Raw genomic sequence first — 18,655 nt, forward strand, 5'->3', positions numbered from 1 at the left:
TATCAATTACCAACTATAACTTGCACCCAAAGTGATGCGGCGGTCTGTTAGCCCCTGAAAACACAATAAAGCACCGCCATTTACGCACGATTGCGACACTTCAGATTCGGTTAAGTTAACACCTTCAAGACCTATGCTCAGCTGGTCTGTCAGATCATAATTAATGCTGGCATTTAATTGCCCTCTGTCTTCCTGAATAACCATAAAACCCCACGGGTAACTCGAAGTACTCCCAAAGTCTTCCGAACGATAGGCTTCGCGCCAGGTGTAGCGCATCCGAGCGGATAAACCATACTTTTCATAATATAAAGTGAAGTTATAAGCATTTTCTGACAAATCGGGTAAACCATGTAAAGCAGTGACTTGAATATCATCAATACCTGTGGTCGCGGCAAATACGGCATTTGCGCGACTCGTTGCGCTGTCAACGGCTTCACCGCCTGAAAATTCTTGTTTGGTGTAGTTGGCGAGTATGCCAAAACCCGATGCCCAACCTAAGTTTTTTTCAAAACCCGATAAATCGTATTGCACCGCCATTTCGATGCCTTTTTGGCTAGTGGTTCCAGTATCATTGATGGTGGTTGCCCACGGGACACAAACTCCAACACCGACAGGACCAAATACATTAATATCAGCAATTGGATTCCATATACCGCCTTGCTCACAGTCTGGCCCCTCAGTATCACGAAAGCCTGTTTCCGGATCTTCATAGGGGTCTTCAAATTGAGCAGCAAATAAATTTTTTCGAGTTTTGTGAAAATATCCTATGCTAACAACACTCGCTTGGGCAAAATACCACTCTGCCGACACATCAATTGAAGTGACTTCTTCAGGCTCTAAATTTGGATTACCGATTTGTACGGGTGGATTAGGACTGGTGCTGTAGGTGACAGAGGTTGATAGAGCATTAAAGTCTGGCCGGCGAATATCTTTGCCCCAGCCAGCGCGTACAACAACATCATCCGTCACGTCGGCAACGATATTGATACGTGGCAGTAAAAAGTCATAATCGCCCACTGTGGTTACCTTGGATACCGTTGGGTTGCCATTGGCGTCTGTTGTGGTTGAATTACCAGTTGACGCCACTTCTGTGGTGAGGTACCGTGCCCCGAAATTACCGCGTATATAATCAGTTGAAAAGTTGGCCTGTAGATAAAATGCGTCGGTTGTTTCTTCGATATCAAAAAAAGCATCGACTTCCGAGGTTGGTGCCGTGATCGGAATTGACCCGCCATGTTCAGTGACCGCCTCATTAAGTGTGCGCAAAACTCCCGCTTGGTCGGCCGCTATCATGTCTGGGTTAATCATCAAATAATCTTTTACAAACAGCGAGCGTCCATCCGCCTCACCAAAGTTATCAGGTCCGGGGGTCAATAATTCAGAAAATAAATTACCGCGCGGACTATCATCGTAACTTCGCAAATTAACGTTTGAGCGGATTTGATCTGTCATACTGGTAGCGACACTGTGGCGATAGCCAAAATCTAATGTGGTTAATAGCGACCAGTCTAAATCATAAATAAAATCAGCTCGTAACGCATCTTCGGTGTTTTCAGCAATATCACCAGACGTTGCAACTGAGCGCAGCAGATAATTTTCTGGTTGTAACAGATCGGCTTGATCTGGTGCATTAGCAGATCCAAAAGCGATGCCAAAAGCTAACGATCCTCCCGTAAGATCATAAATAAAAGGCGTTCCATTTTCGTTCGAATCATTTATTGCCGCATTTGGGTTTATAAAATTAAGTGTGGCGTTAATTCGAGGTGTGCTGGAATCTGATCTTGATGACGAAGCTTCTAGCGCTACCTTTATGGTTTCTCCTTGCCAATCTCCACCCAATCGAAAGATTTCACTTTTAGTATCGCGTGAGCTGGTATCGCCGGCAAACCTTAAATTTGGATCGGCGCCGCCCTCTTCCACGGGTATCACCCCTTTTATTGCTGCTTTGATCGTTCCTAAATCCTGCCCATCCAAAACCCCAAAATTAACGGTCTCGAACGCACTCGGCACAGAAACACCTATTAAGTCACTAACGCCAGAGGCCTGTACTGAAATCCCATCCGAGTTACGTTGCTGGTCATTGATTACCGCATCAAGATAGACTTTAGTATCGGCATTGGGTGCCCACTCTAGTGTACCGGCTAAGTTAATCGTTTTGTATTCGTGGTTATCATAATCTTGGTTTAAAAACTGAATGCCCAAAAAGTCGAATGCTTGGGCATTTAATGTACCACCGTCGCTCGTCACCACATGATCCCTGTCGGCCCGCGGACGAAACGCAGTGACGTCTTGCTCGGCATAACTAGCGCTAACAACGACCCCAAGCTTACCGTACTCAATTTTCCAGTTATCACCATAACTGCCAGAGAACCTAGGTTTTACCCCTTCAGTGGATAAACTGCTAGATTCCACCTGAACGCGTACAGAAGCCAATGTATCTGTAAGCCTAAGAGGACGTATAGTACGTAAGTTTATGGTGCCACCAACCGAGCCTTCAATCGTTTTGGCGTCCGGCGATTTGGTCACTTCGACACCCGCAATGATAGACGCAGAAACATCTTCAAAGTTAATGCCACTGCGACCAGCCCCAGAACTCACTGTCGACACCCCATTAATTTCGGTTCGGTTTGCATTTGTCCCACGAATCTGTACACCTGTACCAACACCCGCTGAGCGAGTGATCTGTACCCCTGTAATATTTTCCAGAACTTCTGCAAGATTTTGATCGGGTAACTTGCCGATATCTTCTGCTTGAATCACTTCAACTAAATTATCCGAGTCTCGTTTTTCCAGTAAAGCACTTGATAAAGCGCTACGTATACCACTGACGGTAATCACTTCTAGCTCTTCATCATTTAATGTTTGTTGCGCGCCAATGTTAGGTGCTACCAAGAGAGCGAATAAAGCACATGTAGGTAAATGCTTAGCCGCAGCTTGGCTTCGTAAAATAGCACAGATGTTATTCAACTTAACTTCCATAAATTCACCATCCAAATCATCATATTTGCTTCATAGCCATTTATTTATGTATACCGCTTATGCCCCAATACTTAGCAACCCAAAACTGTACACAAAAACACCAAAACGATTTAGTAAATCGTTTTATTAAAAATAAATTAACAGGTAAATACAAAATGTCAACACTGGAGATTGCCAAACGTAGCACTGAGCATCTGGTCATACCAGATAATTCACGTCACCCGGAAACGCTAATAACGCCCTGTTAACAGCTTATATTGTGATGTTAAAAATTACAGAGTAGTCAGAACAGTCGCGGCAATGTGAATCTAGAACTAAGTTTTAAAATAACAAACATGCCGCCATCAAGTATTTATGGCGGCTACGAATGAAAGGCAAAGGCGTATTGTTAGGTAAACCTCATAGGTTATTTTTCAATTATAATCTCTTCGCTTTCAACCCGCTCACTGCCGGGCCATGCGTTAATCACAGCTTTAACTAAAGTCGCCAGAGGAATGGCAAAAAAGACGCCCCAAAATCCCCAAATACCGCCAAAAAAGAGTACAGCAACAATGATAAAAACGGGATGAAGATTAACCGCTTGTGAAAATAATAATGGCACTAATAAGTTACCATCCAGCGCTTGGATAACACCATAGACTATCATGACATACCAAAACTCAGGCGTGATCCCCCACTGAAACAAAGCGACGATGGCCACTGGAATAGTGATCACTGCAGCGCCAATATAAGGGATTAAAACCGAAAGCCCTACGCCGACACCAAGCAGCACAGCATATCTTAAATCGAGCAGCAAAAACGCCACGATCGACACACCACCAACAATTAAAATTTCGATGACTTTACCTTGAATATAATTGCCAATTTGTTGGTTCATCTCACCCCAAACCCGATTCGCTAACTTTCGTTTGCGGGGTAAAAATCTTAAGATCTGAGCCAATAGCTTTTCTTTATCCAATAACATAAAAAAGACTAATAGCGGTACCAGCACCAAATAAATAAGCAAAGTGACTAAGGTTACCAGTGAATTTAATGACGCACTAACTAAACCTTTACCTGTGGTCACAAATTGGTTGCGCAAAGAGTCACTGATATTTTTAACTTGTTCAGGGTTGATCACACCTTGATATTCTTCCGGTAAAGTTAATAAATAATTTTGACCTTCTTGAATAATATTTGGTATTTCAGTAATCAAATTAGTCAATTGTTGCCAAATATTAGGGATCAAACCTATCAACAAGGTAATGGATAAAAAGAAAAATAAAATAATGACAGCAACCACTGAGATACTACGGCGCACGCCAATGGCACGGAGTTTTTCAACGGGCCATTCTAATAAATACGCTAATACCAAAGAGACAATCACAGGTGCCAAAATGTCACCTAAAAAAATGACAAAAGCGAATAAAAAACACAAAATAAGGGCTAGGGTAACTGCATCGGGATCCGAAAAACGTCGATAATACCACCGACTGATAACTTCAAGCACAGCTTCTCTCCTTTTAAAAAACTCTATCATGAGCTTTGTATCATTAATTGTTGTAGTTCATTTATCTCGTCACGTAAACTAGCGGCCTGCTCAAACTCTAGATTTTTAGCATGTTCAAACATCTGTTTTTCTAATGTTTGAATTTGTTTTGCAATGTCTTCACTGCGCGCAACTTTATACCGGGTCTTTTTATCTGCTACTTTATGTAGACGAATTTTACCGTCGGCCGCCTGGTCTTGGTAACCCAAGTCCATTACATCTGTGATTTTTTTATTCAATGCTTGTGGCGTGATCCCCAAAGCCTGATTATGTGCCATTTGTTTTTCCCGCCGCCGCGCCGTTTCGTCCATTGCTTTTTGCATTGATTTAGTGACACGATCAGCATACAAAATCGCTTTACCATTTAAATTCCTCGCCGCGCGACCTATTGTTTGGATCAGCGAACGTTCAGCACGTAAAAACCCCTCTTTGTCCGCATCTAAAATAGCAACTAAAGACACTTCTGGCATATCTAAACCCTCTCGGAGTAAGTTAATACCAACTAACACATCAAATTCGCCGAGTCTAAGATCGCGAATAATTTCCATACGTTCAACCGTGTCTATATCTGAATGCAGATAACGCACTTTAATGTCGTGCTCGTTTAGATAGTCAGTTAAATCCTCTGCCATTCGTTTAGTCAAAGTGGTTGCTAAAACTCGCTCGCCTGCGGCTATGCGTTTGCGTGCTTCAGACATCAAATCATCCACTTGAGTAGCAACCGGCCTCACCTCAATTTCTGGATCTAACAAACCTGTCGGACGCACCACCTGCTCAGCAATATCAGATCCAGATTTGTCTAATTCGTATGGGCCTGGCGTTGCAGAAATATAAATGCTTTGAGTTGCAATAGACTCAAATTCATTAAACTTCAGGGGTCTGTTATCTAAAGCGGATGGCAAACGAAAACCGTATTCAACTAAGTTTTCTTTGCGCGCTCTATCGCCTTTGTACATGGCCCCAATTTGCGGCACAGTGACATGTGATTCATCGATCATCATAATGCCGTTCTCAGGCAGATAATCAAGTAAGGTTGGCGGTGCCTCACCTATCCCGCGACCCGATAAATAACGAGAATAATTTTCTATGCCTGAGCAGTAGCCTAACTCTAACATCATTTCTAGATCGTACTGGGTACGCTGGCGCAACCTCTGCTCTTCAACTAATTTACCAGCCGCCAGCAAATCCTGACAGCGCTGTGTGAGTTCTTTTTTTATTTCTTCTATTGCTTCAAGTATTTTTTCTCTTGGGGTGACATAGTGAGTTTTAGGATAGATAGTAGTGCGAATTAAATGCTGAAAAATTTCTCCGGTTAATGGATCAAACTCACTGATGCGTTCAATTTCTTCATCAAATAATTCAACACGAATCGCTTCTTTTTCTGAGTCGGCTGGAAAAATATCAATGACATCTCCTCTAACTCGGTAAGTACCGCGAGCAAACTCCATATCATTGCGGGTATATTGCATCTCGGCCAAACGGCGTAATATATCCCTTTGATCAACTAAATCACCCTGTTTTAAATGCAATAACATCTGCATATACGATTGCGGATCCCCTAAGCCATATATGGCTGAAACCGACGCCACTATAACGACATCAGGACGTTCTAATAAAGCTTTGGTTGCCGATAAACGCATTTGCTCAATGTGTTCATTGATCGAAGCGTCTTTTTCAATAAAAGTATCGGTTGAAGGTACATAAGCTTCTGGTTGATAATAATCATAATAAGAAACAAAATATTCAACCGCGTTAGTCGGGAAAAAGGCTTTCATTTCACCGTATAGTTGCGCTGCCAGAGTTTTATTGGGTGCCATTATGATGGTGGGTCGCCCCAACTGCTGAATGACATTCGCCATCGTAAAAGTTTTACCTGAACCAGTCACACCTAATAAGGTTTGATGCGCTAAACCATCTTCAATGCCTGTCACAAGTTGTTTTATCGCAGTCGGTTGATCCCCGGCTGGAGTATAATCAGAGGATAATGTAAAACTTGGTGTAGCCATTACGACTCCTTAACACGCTGAAAAACCGAATATGAAAGTAGGCTCATTATAAAATTACCAAGAACACAACCGGCGAACAATCCGATAATGCCAAACAGCTCTCCGCCAATATAAGCACAAGGGACATAACAAACAAATAACCGAATAAAACTAAGCAATAATGCTCGGTTTGGTAAATGCAATGCATTAAAAGATGAATTTGTAAGGATCACAATACCTTGCACACCATAACCTAAAGGCACTATCCACAAAAACATTTTAATTAAATAGGTTACCTCTGGTTCACTCGCAAAAGCCATAGCAATCAAAGGTGCAAGTGCGGCTAAACATAAATAAATAAAAAACTGCCAGGCCAATACAAAACGACAGCATATTTTATACGCATCACGCACTCTTTGATAAAATCCTGCGCCCTGGTTTTGGCTAATGAATGGCGGCAACGTCATGGATAAAGACAGTACCACCAAACTCGCAATGCTCTCAAGGCGTTGCCCAACACCGAATGCCGCCACTGCTTCTTTACCATAATTGGCCACTATCGCCGTTAATATGGCCATTGCTAATGGCGTTAACATATTAGCCCCTGCCGCTGGCAGCGCAATTGTTAAGATTTTTTTCGCTGCACTTTTGAATCGCGCGAATACAGGCAAATAAAGGTGCATTAAACCACGGCGGATACTCAGGGTATATACAATGATTATAGAACCACAGATCCATGCCAGTAAGGTAGCAATAGCTGCACCTTGAATCCCCATCGCAGGAATAGGACCGAAGCCAAAAATAAACATAGGGTCTAAAATGGCATTAATTGCACCACCCGCGCCCATAATTAAACTAGGTGTTTTAGTATCTCCTGAAGCACGTAACACCGAATTGCCAACCATAGGCAAAACTAAAAACACCGAACTGAAATACCACAGTGACATATAGTCATTGATATGTTTTAAGATGATGTCATTACTACCCAGTAGCTTAAAAATAGGTTCAATAAAAATTAATCCGAGTGACGACAGCAAACTTACTAAAATGAGCGAAACAAATAGTGCTGTGGTGGCTTGATCGCGGGCTAAACTTTCATCCCCCGACCCTAAACTGCGCGCAATAACAGCTGACGTGCCTATCCCTAGACCAATAATCAGGCTAATAACGGTAAAAGTAACCGGAAAAGTAAAACTGATTGCAGCTAATTCATTTGTTCCTAGTAATCCAATAAAAAAAGTATCAATTAAATTAAACGACATTAACGCGATCATGCCCATTGCCATAGGCACTGTCATACTTTTTAGCGTCGCCGCGATAGGTTTATTTAATAAATCTCGTTTTTTGTCTGCAGACACTTTCCAATCTCTTTGATAGGCTTTAATAAAACTTGTCTAGTCTACGTTATCCACTAGTAAAGGGCGAGCCAAGCTCGAAATTTTTATATAAATGCAGCTTTGATCAAAAAATCATCCTCAACACTCTAAAAAGGATGTAAACCCGTGATCGTAAGAAATTAAAAAGATGTTAAAAAACACAGTATATCGAATACTACAAATCGTAATAAATTTCGTTTTGCAATCAAAAAAAGTAAAAAAATTGGCTTGACAGAATCACTATATGCACAATTAGTTTTACTTGTTTGCAAATTTGCCAAGATCATCAGACCATCCCAACAAGATCTAGCAAAAAAAACATAAGCAAATGATTTTAAAAGAGAATAAAAAATTATTACGATTTTTTGAAAATCAGTATTGACATAGAAAAGACGCGGCTTAGCGCCGGATTTTCCGCTTTATTCACATACTTATCCACAGATAGAGTGGATAACCTCTGCAAAGCCAAATAAACTCGGGCCTGCAACGAAATTGATTACTTTTTTATCACATCCCAAAGCAGATGGAGGCGTCTAGTTTTTGACCGCAGTTTTTTAAAAATGATCATCACCTAGCTTCAACAGCCAAGCTAAACCATGAAAAAGTCCCCTGCACCCTTCAAAACCTACTTATTATGGACAAAAATCGGCCAATCAAAAAAATATCTTAAATTTTGTAAAAAACTTTGTTGACAGCCAGCCCGACTATCATTAAGATGCGCCCCCGTTGAGACGATGATATTCCCCCTTAGCTCAGTTGGTTAGAGCGACGGACTGTTAATCCGCAGGTCCCCCGTTCGAGTCGGGGAGGGGGAGCCAATATGATTGTTTGATGTTTATTATGTATGTTCCCCCTTAGCTCAGTTGGTTAGAGCGACGGACTGTTAATCCGCAGGTCCCCCGTTCGAGTCGGGGAGGGGGAGCCAAACATAATAAAAAGCCCTCTTCCAGACGGTATACTCTCCGAGCAATCTGCTTTATTCCATTTTTATTCTCCTGTTTATCTTTTGTGCTAAACTAATTATCGACCAGTGAGTTCATTCAGTTCCTCGCTATAGCTTTTTTTATGCAGTCCTGCGACAATAAGCGTATTAATGCCCGAATCCGCTGTTCATCTGGCTTATATTATACTCACTCTGGAAGCTGTATCATTGAAGGAGCACAAAAACACCTATGAGCATGTTTAGAAGATTTTTAGTAAAAAACTTAATCGCATTTTTAGTTTTATTTATTGTTTTGATTTATGCGAGCGCTAAAGCTTTTTTACAATATACAGAAGCGTTAAATACCCAACACCAAAGCGCCTTAGCCGTGTTATTAGCTGATAATAACCTTAGCTCTAAACAATTTATTAAAAGTATAAAAAATAGCTTTGATTACGCGACTTTAAAAGTTGAATCAGTGAACTTAAATAACGATGTTCAATATGGTTTTGAAAAACCCCAAGTGAACGGCACACTGACCGGCACTCTGTTAGATTCAATCAAAACTCAGAATCAGTTATATGAAGTAGAAAATGCAAAACAAGATCTTCGCATACGCTTTGTATTGGCCAGCGAAAAAGAATATCTTTTATTTGATAAACTTGTCCGTAGCATTTTATTGGTAGCACTAGTTTTTGCATTATTGATTACCATCGCCGATCGGCTAGTTTTAAAACGTGTCCTGCTAAAAAATGTCAATTGGATTGTTGCTAAATTAAGGATGCAAACAAACGAAAACGATGATCTAATCGACAGTGCCAAAAAAATGCTGCCAAAAGAGTTTGCCCGTTTAGTTGTCAAACTGGATGAAATTCGTGAAGAGGTAAAAGAAACTATCCGCGAGTGGAAAGTTTCTGCCGAAAACTACCAGCTAGAAGCGACCCGAGACAACCTGACTGGACTTCCTAACAGAGCTAGCTTTTTACGTGTTATGGAGCAGTCATTAACTGACGGGGATAGTCAGTTTGGCGTTTTAGCAATCTGTCGCGCCACCGAACTACAGCATATTAATAAAGTCAAAGGCTATGATGCTGGCGACCAATATATTAAAGATGTAGGTTTAGCAATCGAACGTGTTGGTAACAACTATCAAAACGTTAAATTATTCCGTCTAAACGGCTCAGATTTTGCGCTCATAGTGCCTAATATTACGATCAAAGAATCAGAAAAACTTGCACAGAATTTATTTGCACGCTTCACCGAATTACAAAAAATGATCGAGAGCAATGGTATTGCCTATACAGGGATAGTCTCTTACAAATCAGGTCAAGAATTAACTGAGATTTTGGCGTTAGCTGATACTGGCATTAGTATGGCACAAACCAAAAATACCAATGGCTGGCATATCCAAAATGATAAATCTGTGTTGAATAATGTCAGCGCTAGATACGGAAATCAAAATTGGAAAATCGTTATCGACGATGTTATCGAAAACCAAAATGTGCGCCTGTTCCACCAACCCGTGCAGCCGGCTGGCCGCAGCAATAAAATGTATTCAGAAATCCTGGCTCGTTTTACCAACCTCGAAGGTGATCTGCTACCAACAGGTTCGTTTGTCGCTATGGCCGAAAAAATCGATAAAATCATCGATTTAGATAAGCTCATCATTGAAGCAACAATTGAAACCATTCATAAAAAGAACCTGCAAAGCCAATCGTTTGGTATTAATATTACCGCGCGCTCGGCACATGATGAAAAATTTTGCATTTGGTTAGAGCGGCGATTGTTAAGAGACTCTTTTATTGCGACCCGACTGGTTTTTGAAATCGCCGAATTTGGCATGCAGCAAAACTTGCCTGCGTCGCAGCGTTTTATAAAAATGTTACACAGAGCAGGCTCTCGAGTGACAGTTGAACGTTTTGGAGCGGGTTTTACCTCGTTTAAGTTTTTCCGCGACATTAAACCTGACTTTATCAAAATTGACGGCAGTTATAGCCGTAAAATCGATGATGATAAAACCAACCAGTACTTTTTGCGTGTGATTGTTGATTTAGCGCACCGGCTCGGCGTGTCTGTCATCGCAGAAAGTGTTGAAACTCAAGAAGAAAAACATATGCTCGAGCAATTATTGGTAGATGGCACGCAAGGTTATTTTATTAGTAAGCCAAGCGAACTCTAAACCAATAAAAAAACCATATCGATGGTAAGTTGTTAAATCTTCCTTTAGGCCTCATAATACGCCCTGTTTTCTGGGCGTATTTATCAATTATCAAGCTGACAACTCGCAATGACTGACTATTTTTTACTGTTTATCGCAACAGTACTCGTAAATAATTTTGTACTGGTAAAATTTCTTGGGCTGTGCCCTTTTATGGGGGTGTCAGGTAAAGTGGAAACTGCAGTCGGAATGGCACTTGCAACCACATTCGTTTTAACACTGGCTTCGGTCGCAAGCTATTTATTAAATAAATACTTGTTAGAGCCACTCTCGCTTGAATTTTTACGAACCATAGGGTTTATTTTGGTCATTGCCGTGGTTGTGCAATTTACCGAAATGGTTGTGCATAAAACCAGCCCATCGCTGTACCGGCTTTTAGGGATATTTTTACCCCTTATCACGACAAACTGCGCAGTATTGGGCGTTGCGCTTTTAAACCTAAACGAAGACCATAACTTGATTCAATCGGCTGTTTATGGCTTTTCAGCAGCGGCAGGGTTTTCGTTGGTTTTAATATTATTTTCTGCAATGCGCGAGCGGTTAGCGGCAGCTGATGTGCCAAAAGCTTTCTCCGGTTCGGCTATTGCTATGGTGACCGCAGGTTTGATGTCTTTAGCATTTTTAGGATTTACAGGTTTAATTAAATTGTGAATATTGTTTTATATTCAATTTTAGTACTTGGGGTACTTGCACTGATTTTTGGCGCTCTCTTAGGTTATGCCAAAATTAAATTTAAGGTAGAAAGTGACCCCTTAGTTGATCAAATTGACGAGATTCTACCACAAACTCAATGTGGTCAATGTGGTTATCCTGGCTGTCGCCCTTATGCTGAAGCGATTGCCAACGGCGATGATATCAATAAGTGCCCACCGGGTGGCGATGCAACCATAAAAAAGCTATCCGACTTGGTCGGTGTTGAAGCCAAACCACTTGCCGGCACAGAAGAAGGTGAGCAGACCGAACCTGTAAAAAAGGTCGCATATATTCGCGAAGACGAATGCATAGGCTGCACTAAATGTATTCAGGCTTGTCCTGTAGACGCCATTTTAGGGGCCGCGCGACACATGCATACCGTCATTGAAGATGAATGTACTGGCTGTGATTTATGTGTTGAACCCTGCCCTGTTGACTGTATTGATATGCTACCAGTCAAAACCCGCCCAGATAATTGGCGCTGGCAACTGCAATCCATTCCAGTGCAGCAAATAGATTAAATTGATTGGGGTTAGTGTGGACAGTCTTATAAAAACGATTAAATCTGGTTACCTATGGCGCTTTCCAGGTGGCGTGCACCCGCCACAAAAAAAATCATTGTCACAAACTGGGCAAATTAAAAGACCCGAATTAGCTTCCAAATATTATGTTTCGCTAAAGCAGCATATTGGTCAACAAGCTGAAGCTTGCGTTCAAGTGGGTGATAAAGTTAAAAAAGGCCAAATGCTTAGCCGTGCAGATACGGCAATGCAACTTCCTGTACATGCGCCAACTTCGGGAATAGTGACAGACATTCGTGAACACATATTAGCGCATCCATCAGGTCTGGGTGAACAAACAATTATTATAGAAGCCGATGGCTCAGATGAATGGTGCCAGCGCGAAGGGCTTGATAATTATCAGCAACTTCCACCAGCCCAGATCCTAGATAAAATAAAATCGCTTGGTGTTGCTGGATTAGGAGGTGCAGGCTTTCCAACTCATATTAAAAATAGTCGGCCCGAAGCCATTGAATTATTAATCATTAATGGGGCTGAATGTGAGCCTTATATCACAGCTGATGATGCCCTGATGCGCGAACACGCTGCTGATATTGTTGCTGGCATAAATATTTTAAACCACCTGCTTGAAGCCAAACTGGTTGTTATTGCAATTGAAGATAATAAACCTGAAGCCATTAAAGCAATGGAATTAGCAAGTGCAGACGAAAAGGATATTATCGTTCGTGTAGTACCGACAAAATATCCAACCGGCGGTGAAAAACAATTAATTCAGGTCCTAACTGGCAAAGAAGTTCCAAGCGGAGGAATTCCGGCAGATATTGGTATAGTGATGCAGAATGTCGCCACTGCCTACAGCACCTATCGAGCCGTAATTCACGGCGAACCTTTAATCGAGCGCGTCGTGACACTCACTGGTGAAAGCATTTCTCAAGCTGGTAATTATTGGGTGCGCATAGGCACACCAGTGGCACATATTTTAACTCAAGCTGGTTATAACCAACCAGCAGAAGGTCGCTTAATTATGGGTGGTCCTATGATGGGCTTTAGTATTCACTCGCCATTAACCCCAGTTTCAAAAATTACCAATTGTTTATTAGCGCCCGCGATGAACGAATTGCCAGATCCAGCCGATGAGCAAGCGTGTATTCGCTGTGGATATTGTGCCGATGCCTGCCCTGCCTCATTGTTACCGCAGCAGTTATACTGGCACAGTAAAGCGCGTGAGTATGAAAAAGCGCAGCATTTTGATCTATTTGACTGCATTGAATGCGGCGCTTGTGCCTATGTATGTCCGAGCGAGATCCCTCTGGTTCAATATTACCGGGTTGCCAAAGCGAATATCCGCCAGCAAGCCGCAGAAAATGAAAAAGCCGAAAAAGCGAAAGAAAGGTTTAACCAACGACAATTGCGTTTAGAAGAAGAAAAACAAGCCAGGATCGAAAAACAGCGTTTAGCGGCAGAAAAACGCAAACAAACGATGCAAGAAGACGCTAGCGCAAAAGACAAAATTGCCCAAGCACTAGCGCGAGCACAAGCGCAAAAAGCGAGCCGCAGTACAGATCAAGCAAAAGAACAAGCGCCAGCTCAATCGACTATTGCGTCAGATTCAAAAAACAATTCACCTAAAAGTGCCGCTCAGGCGGCAATTGCCCGGGCCAAAGCTAAAAAAGCCGCTGCTCAAAAGGCTGACAATGAAGCCATGCAATCAGCCGCAGACACAGATCAATCGGACATTGAAAAAACAGCCAAAGAAAAAGCCCAAGCGGCAATTGCCCGGGCCAAAGCTAAAAAAGCCGCTGCTCAAAAAGCTGACAATGAAGCCATGCAATCAGCTGCAGACACAAAGCAATCGGACACTGGAAAAACAGCCAAAGAAAAAGCTCAAGCGGCAATAGCCCGGGCCAAAGCTAAAAAAGCCGCTGCACAAAAAGTCGACAACGGTGAGCACGCCAACGTGGTTGAGCCTATTGAGCAGAGTGACCCAAAAACACCGGAACCAACCGTTGACAAACCAGCATCCGGTGAGACAAATCAAATGAGCCAACAGGATGATAAATCGCAACGAATCAAAGCTGCTATTGCAAAAGCAAAAGCAAAACGCAAACAATTAGGGGGCGATTAATGAACTTTAAAATCGCCAGCTCTCCTCATACGCATGTTCGACGAAAAACCCCAGCCGTGATGCTGTTTGTTGCGATTGCCTGCTTACCAGGTATTGCAGTTCAAACTTGGTATTTTGGCATTGGTACCCTAGTGCAAATCTGCTTAGCCATATTGGCCGCCGTGGCCGCAGAAGCAGCTTGTTTAAAAATGAGACAACGCTCAGTACTACCCAGATTAAAAGACAATAGTGCTTTATTAACTGGGTTATTATTAGGCATTAGTGTGCCGCCATTGGCCCAATGGTGGGTTGTGGTGATTGGGGCAATTTTTGCAATTGTTATTGCAAAACAAATTTATGGTGGTTTGGGGCAAAACTTATTTAACCCAGCTATGGTTGGTTATGTAGTATTGCTGGTTTCATTCCCACTATCGATGACGTTATGGGTACCCCCCTTATCTTTAGTTGAATACCCAGTCACGGTTCAAGACACGCTAATGCTTATTTTTACCGGATACAGCGAAACAGGTTTTTCGTTAGCTCAGTTAAGAGTCGACCTTGACGGCTATACTATGGCTACCCCATTAGATACCGTAAAAACAGCACTCACTAACCAGCAAACCTATCAAGAGATCTTAAATCAAAAGGTCTTCAGCGAGGGGACTGGGATCGCTTGGTTTGAGGTAAATCTAGCTTATTTGTTAGGTGGCTTGTTTTTGCTGCAACAAAAAATCATCAACTGGCGTATTCCAGTGGCTTTTCTGCTTACCCTAACCTTGTTTAGCTTTATTTTACACAGCGCAAGCCCAGATGGGTCAGCATCAACTATCTTACATCTGTTTTCAGGTGCGACCATGTTTGCGGCATTTTTTATATTAACTGATCCTGTTTCTGCATCAACCACAGCAAAAGGCAGATTGATATATGGTGCGCTAGTGGCTGTGCTTGTTTTTTTAATTCGCAATTTTGGTGGTTATCCAGAAGGTATCGCTTTTGCTGTATTATTAGCCAATATGGCTGTGCCATTAATAGACTACTACAGTCAACCAAAAACTTATGGAAAATAATTAAGTTATGCCAATTAAGAATATAACTCGGTCCAGTATTATTTTAACCCTGTTTGCTTTAGTCACCACAGGGTTAACCGCTTGGACCTTTATTTTAACCAAAGATAGAATCGCGGCCGAAAAAGAAAATGCCATTGTGCGTAACATTAATCAAATTATTGCCGCTAACCTTTATGATAACGATGTCGCCAATGATTGTATCGTTCGGCAAAACCATTTACAAAAAAAGACCCGAATTTTCCGCGCACGCCAGGCACAAACGAATGTTGCCCTAGCGATTGAAACCTTTGCACCAGACGGCTATAGCGGTCGAATTGACTTATTGGTTGCGGTGGATAGTCAATTTAAGATCCTTGGTGTGCGAACCACAGCGCATAACGAAACACCGGGTTTAGGTGATAAAATTGAAGTTAAAAAGTCTAACTGGATAAAAAGTTTTAATGGTTTAAGTATAGAGCCGGATAACTTACAAAAATGGGCTGTCCGTAAAGATGGTGGTATGTTTGATGCTTTTACTGGCGCAACAATCACCCCAAGAGCCGTCGTCAATGCAGTAAAAGACACTTTATTGTGGGCACAACAGCAACCTGATTTATTTTCTCAAGCAGCCAATTGTGGAGTTGAGCAATGAGTCCGATTAAAGAAATAAGCTGGCAAGGTATTTGGAAAAATAACCCAGCGCTAGTGCAAATGTTAGGTTTATGTCCTCTGCTAGCGGTAACAAATACATTGATTAACGGGTTAGGGTTAGGTTTAGCGACTTTATTTGTATTGTTGGGATCGAACATTAGTGTGTCTATTGTGCGCAACTGGATCCCAAATGAGATAAGAATTCCTGTATTTGTTATGATCATTGCGTCTTTGGTGACCTGTGTGCAACTGATTATGAATGCTTACACTTATCAGCTCTACCAAACGCTCGGTATATTTATCCCTTTGATTGTCACCAACTGCGCCATCATCGGTCGCGCTGAAGCCTTTGCATCTAAAAACAACCCACTCTTATCCGCTTGGGATGCGTTAATGATGGGCACTGGATTTTTAATGGTATTAGCTGTTTTAGGCGCTATCAGAGAAATCTTAGGCAATGGAACCTTATTTAGCGGTGCAGATCTACTATTTGGTGAAGGCGCCACTCACCTAACCATGAATTTATTTAACGTTGAAGAAAGCTTTTTAGTCGCCATTTTACCTCCCGGCGCGTTTATTGTGATGGGGTTACTCATCGCGTTAAAAAATCATTACGACAAACGTATTGAAAACCTAGTAGTGGGTCAGCAGAAATCACAAAAAATCGAGCGAGCCCGAGTAACGCTGGAGAGCCAATCGTGAACAAAGAAAAACGCATTGCTATGCTTTCGAGGCTCAGAGATGATAACCCAAATCCCACTACAGAATTAGAATTTAACAGCCCGTTTGAGCTTTTAATTGCGGTTATTTTATCAGCCCAAGCGACCGATGTGAGTGTTAATAAAGCCACCCGAAAACTATACCCGGTTGCTAATACGCCTGAAGCTATCTACAACCTAGGCGTAGAAGGACTAAAAAATTATATAAAAACGATAGGTTTGTTTAATAGCAAAGCTGAAAATGTAATTAAAACCTGCCGTATTTTAATTGATAAACATCAAAGCCAAGTCCCTGAAGATAGAGCCGCCCTTGAAGCATTACCGGGTGTCGGCCGAAAAACGGCCAATGTTGTTTTAAATACAGCTTTTGGCTGGCCAACCATTGCCGTTGATACCCATATTTTTCGAGTCTCGAACCGAACGAAATTAGCAGTGGGCAAAAACGTCAACGAAGTAGAGCAAAAATTATTAAAGGTAGTGCCAAAAGCTTTTAAAGTTGATGTACATCACTGGCTAATATTACATGGCCGCTATATCTGTGTCGCAAGAAAACCCAAGTGTGGAGCCTGTATTATTGAAGACTTATGCGAGTTTAAAGATAAAACTGAATAACATCAATATCAGTCAAAACTTTAACAGGCTGCCATTCACTTTTAGCGAAACGCTAACGCTCGTTAGAGTCTATCTTATTAACAAACTGTGCAAGACTAACTAATCGAGGGCCCAAAACAAAATTAATAATGTTTTTTACCCAAACAACAGATATGTTTTTATAATCTAATTTTGTTAACAACACAGCCATGACAAAAAATAAAAAAACTGAAAAAAACGAATAAAAACAAATCATTTTCAGTGTTAAATGTTTGAATAAATCAACCCCTAAAAGAACATCAAAGCCAATAAAGACATAGGCAAAATAAAATGGTGCTGACATTAATAACAACTTAGTTAACTGTAATTTGTGTGAGCAAACGCGAAACATGTCTTTTTGCAGTTGGCTAACCGGATTGGCATAATCAACTTTTGAGATCAAGACAATTTGCCCTATGTTTCCAGCGAACCCGACAATCGCAAAAATAATAAGAATGGATGCAGAGATAAAAGATGCGGATACACTCAGATTATCAGCAATATATTGCCCTAACAAAAAAATAATCAACAAAAATACACAGCTCTCAAAAATACGCGCCCATTTCATCTGATTAAGGTGTGTCATTTGTTTATTGATTTTAACTTGCCACAAAATTGCCTCATTAATTGCAAATTCAGAACCGCAAGCAGAGTGATGATGTTGCCAATGATTTTTTAGATTATCTAAGTTCATTTTACGACTCCCGTTTGTTGAATTGTTTTTTTAATAACTCTTTAATTCGGCTTAAACGTGTTGAGACATTACTCGTACTAATGCCTAAAGTATTGGCGATTGTCTCGTGAGACTCATTTTCTAAATAGAGCAGTATAATTGCTTTATTTAATTCATCTAATTGTGTAATAAATTGATACAAGAGAGTGATATCCTCGCTTTGGTGGACGTCTGACAGATCTGGTATCTGTACAATTTGTTCATCAGGCAAACTTGTTTTATCCGCTCGTTTGCTGTCTTTTCGATAATAAGAAATTGCTACATTCAGTGCGATTCGGTACATCCAAGTTGAAAACTTAGATGTGTTATCGTAATTATCAAAAGTAATCCACATAGTTGTTAATATCTCTTGCGCAAGATCTTGTCTGTCATAAATATTCGGGCAGTATGAATTCACAACTTTGAATACGATACCTTTATGTTGCTCCATTGCTTGGGCGAATAACCTCTTTTTAGTTTTGCTCATTTCGCGAAAACTCCAGGACTAAAGTTTTTTCTCTTTGAAAGAGGACACCTTCCCACTTAATTATCATTAAAAACCTTGTATGAA

14 protein-coding genes and 2 tRNA genes are annotated in these 18,655 nt (G+C 41.3%); 10 read left to right on the forward strand and 6 right to left on the reverse strand.

Annotation, left to right across the window (positions count from 1 at the left end):
- Nucleotides 1–6 precede the first annotated feature (6 nt).
- The 4 genes from C727_RS0114355 to C727_RS0114375 form a co-directional block, all read right to left on the reverse strand.
- Nucleotides 7–2,979, reverse strand: coding sequence for a TonB-dependent receptor (locus C727_RS0114355; protein WP_017446342.1), 2,973 nt, complete (start codon nucleotides 2,977–2,979; stop codon nucleotides 7–9).
- Nucleotides 2,980–3,385: 406 nt separating this feature from the next.
- Nucleotides 3,386–4,468: an AI-2E family transporter gene (locus tag C727_RS0114365; protein ID WP_017446344.1), complete on the reverse strand. Its 1,083-nt coding sequence runs from the start codon at nucleotides 4,466–4,468 to the stop codon at nucleotides 3,386–3,388.
- A gap of 26 nt (nucleotides 4,469–4,494) precedes the next feature.
- Complete coding sequence (uvrB, locus tag C727_RS0114370; RefSeq protein ID WP_017446345.1) at nucleotides 4,495–6,513, reverse strand: excinuclease ABC subunit UvrB; 2,019 nt, start codon at nucleotides 6,511–6,513, stop codon at nucleotides 4,495–4,497.
- Nucleotides 6,513–7,790: an MATE family efflux transporter gene (locus C727_RS0114375; protein WP_237742351.1), complete on the reverse strand. Its 1,278-nt coding sequence runs from the start codon at nucleotides 7,788–7,790 to the stop codon at nucleotides 6,513–6,515. The genes uvrB and C727_RS0114375 overlap by 1 nt, the downstream gene beginning before the upstream one ends.
- Before the next feature lie 819 nt (nucleotides 7,791–8,609).
- Here C727_RS0114375 and C727_RS0114380 point away from each other — a divergent pair.
- The 10 genes from C727_RS0114380 to nth all read left to right on the forward strand — a co-directional run bounded on the left by C727_RS0114380 (nucleotide 8,610) and on the right by nth (nucleotide 17,354).
- Nucleotides 8,610–8,686: transfer RNA gene (locus C727_RS0114380), tRNA-Asn, on the forward strand.
- 30 nt (nucleotides 8,687–8,716) lie between these two features.
- Nucleotides 8,717–8,793 (forward strand) — tRNA-Asn (locus tag C727_RS0114385).
- A 247-nt stretch (nucleotides 8,794–9,040) separates the two neighbouring features.
- Nucleotides 9,041–10,969: an EAL domain-containing protein gene (locus C727_RS0114390; protein ID WP_017446347.1), complete on the forward strand. Its 1,929-nt coding sequence runs from the start codon at nucleotides 9,041–9,043 to the stop codon at nucleotides 10,967–10,969.
- A 108-nt stretch (nucleotides 10,970–11,077) separates the two neighbouring features.
- Complete coding sequence (gene rsxA, locus C727_RS0114395) at nucleotides 11,078–11,659, forward strand: electron transport complex subunit RsxA (protein ID WP_017446348.1); 582 nt, start codon at nucleotides 11,078–11,080, stop codon at nucleotides 11,657–11,659.
- The gene (gene rsxB / locus C727_RS0114400; RefSeq protein WP_017446349.1) at nucleotides 11,656–12,222 is read left to right on the forward strand and encodes an electron transport complex subunit RsxB; all 567 of its coding nucleotides are present in this window, start codon (nucleotides 11,656–11,658) and stop codon (nucleotides 12,220–12,222) included. Before rsxA ends, rsxB begins: the two co-directional genes overlap by 4 nt.
- A 16-nt stretch (nucleotides 12,223–12,238) precedes the next feature.
- A complete protein-coding gene (rsxC, locus tag C727_RS18625) occupies nucleotides 12,239–14,347 on the forward strand; it encodes an electron transport complex subunit RsxC (RefSeq protein WP_017446350.1) in 2,109 nt (702 codons plus the stop codon).
- A complete protein-coding gene (rsxD, locus tag C727_RS0114410; protein WP_017446351.1) occupies nucleotides 14,347–15,393 on the forward strand; it encodes an electron transport complex subunit RsxD in 1,047 nt (348 codons plus the stop codon). The genes rsxC and rsxD overlap by 1 nt, the downstream gene beginning before the upstream one ends.
- A gap of 7 nt (nucleotides 15,394–15,400) precedes the next feature.
- Nucleotides 15,401–16,024, forward strand: coding sequence for an electron transport complex subunit RsxG (gene rsxG, locus C727_RS0114415; RefSeq protein WP_017446352.1), 624 nt, complete (start codon nucleotides 15,401–15,403; stop codon nucleotides 16,022–16,024).
- Nucleotides 16,021–16,725 (forward strand): electron transport complex subunit E, encoded by a 705-nt coding sequence (locus C727_RS0114420; protein WP_017446353.1) that lies wholly within the window; start codon nucleotides 16,021–16,023, stop codon nucleotides 16,723–16,725. Before rsxG ends, C727_RS0114420 begins: the two co-directional genes overlap by 4 nt.
- Complete coding sequence (nth, locus tag C727_RS0114425; RefSeq protein ID WP_017446354.1) at nucleotides 16,722–17,354, forward strand: endonuclease III; 633 nt, start codon at nucleotides 16,722–16,724, stop codon at nucleotides 17,352–17,354. The genes C727_RS0114420 and nth overlap by 4 nt, the downstream gene beginning before the upstream one ends.
- A 52-nt stretch (nucleotides 17,355–17,406) precedes the next feature.
- Here the strand turns inward: nth and C727_RS0114430 are convergent, their stop codons facing one another.
- Together C727_RS0114430 and C727_RS0114435 are read right to left on the reverse strand one after the other, a co-directional pair.
- Entirely contained in the window at nucleotides 17,407–18,066 is a 660-nt protein-coding gene (locus tag C727_RS0114430; RefSeq protein ID WP_017446355.1) for a hypothetical protein, read from the reverse strand.
- A 1-nt stretch (nucleotide 18,067) separates the two neighbouring features.
- Nucleotides 18,068–18,571, reverse strand: a complete 504-nt coding sequence (locus tag C727_RS0114435) for an RNA polymerase sigma factor (RefSeq protein WP_017446356.1) — start codon at nucleotides 18,569–18,571, stop codon at nucleotides 18,068–18,070.
- Between the last annotated feature and the right edge of the window lie 84 nt (nucleotides 18,572–18,655).

Origin of the sequence: Gayadomonas joobiniege G7, from assembly GCF_000300815.1 — a bacterium.
In the GTDB taxonomy this organism is placed as follows: Bacteria; Pseudomonadota; Gammaproteobacteria; order Enterobacterales; family Alteromonadaceae; genus Catenovulum; species Catenovulum joobiniege.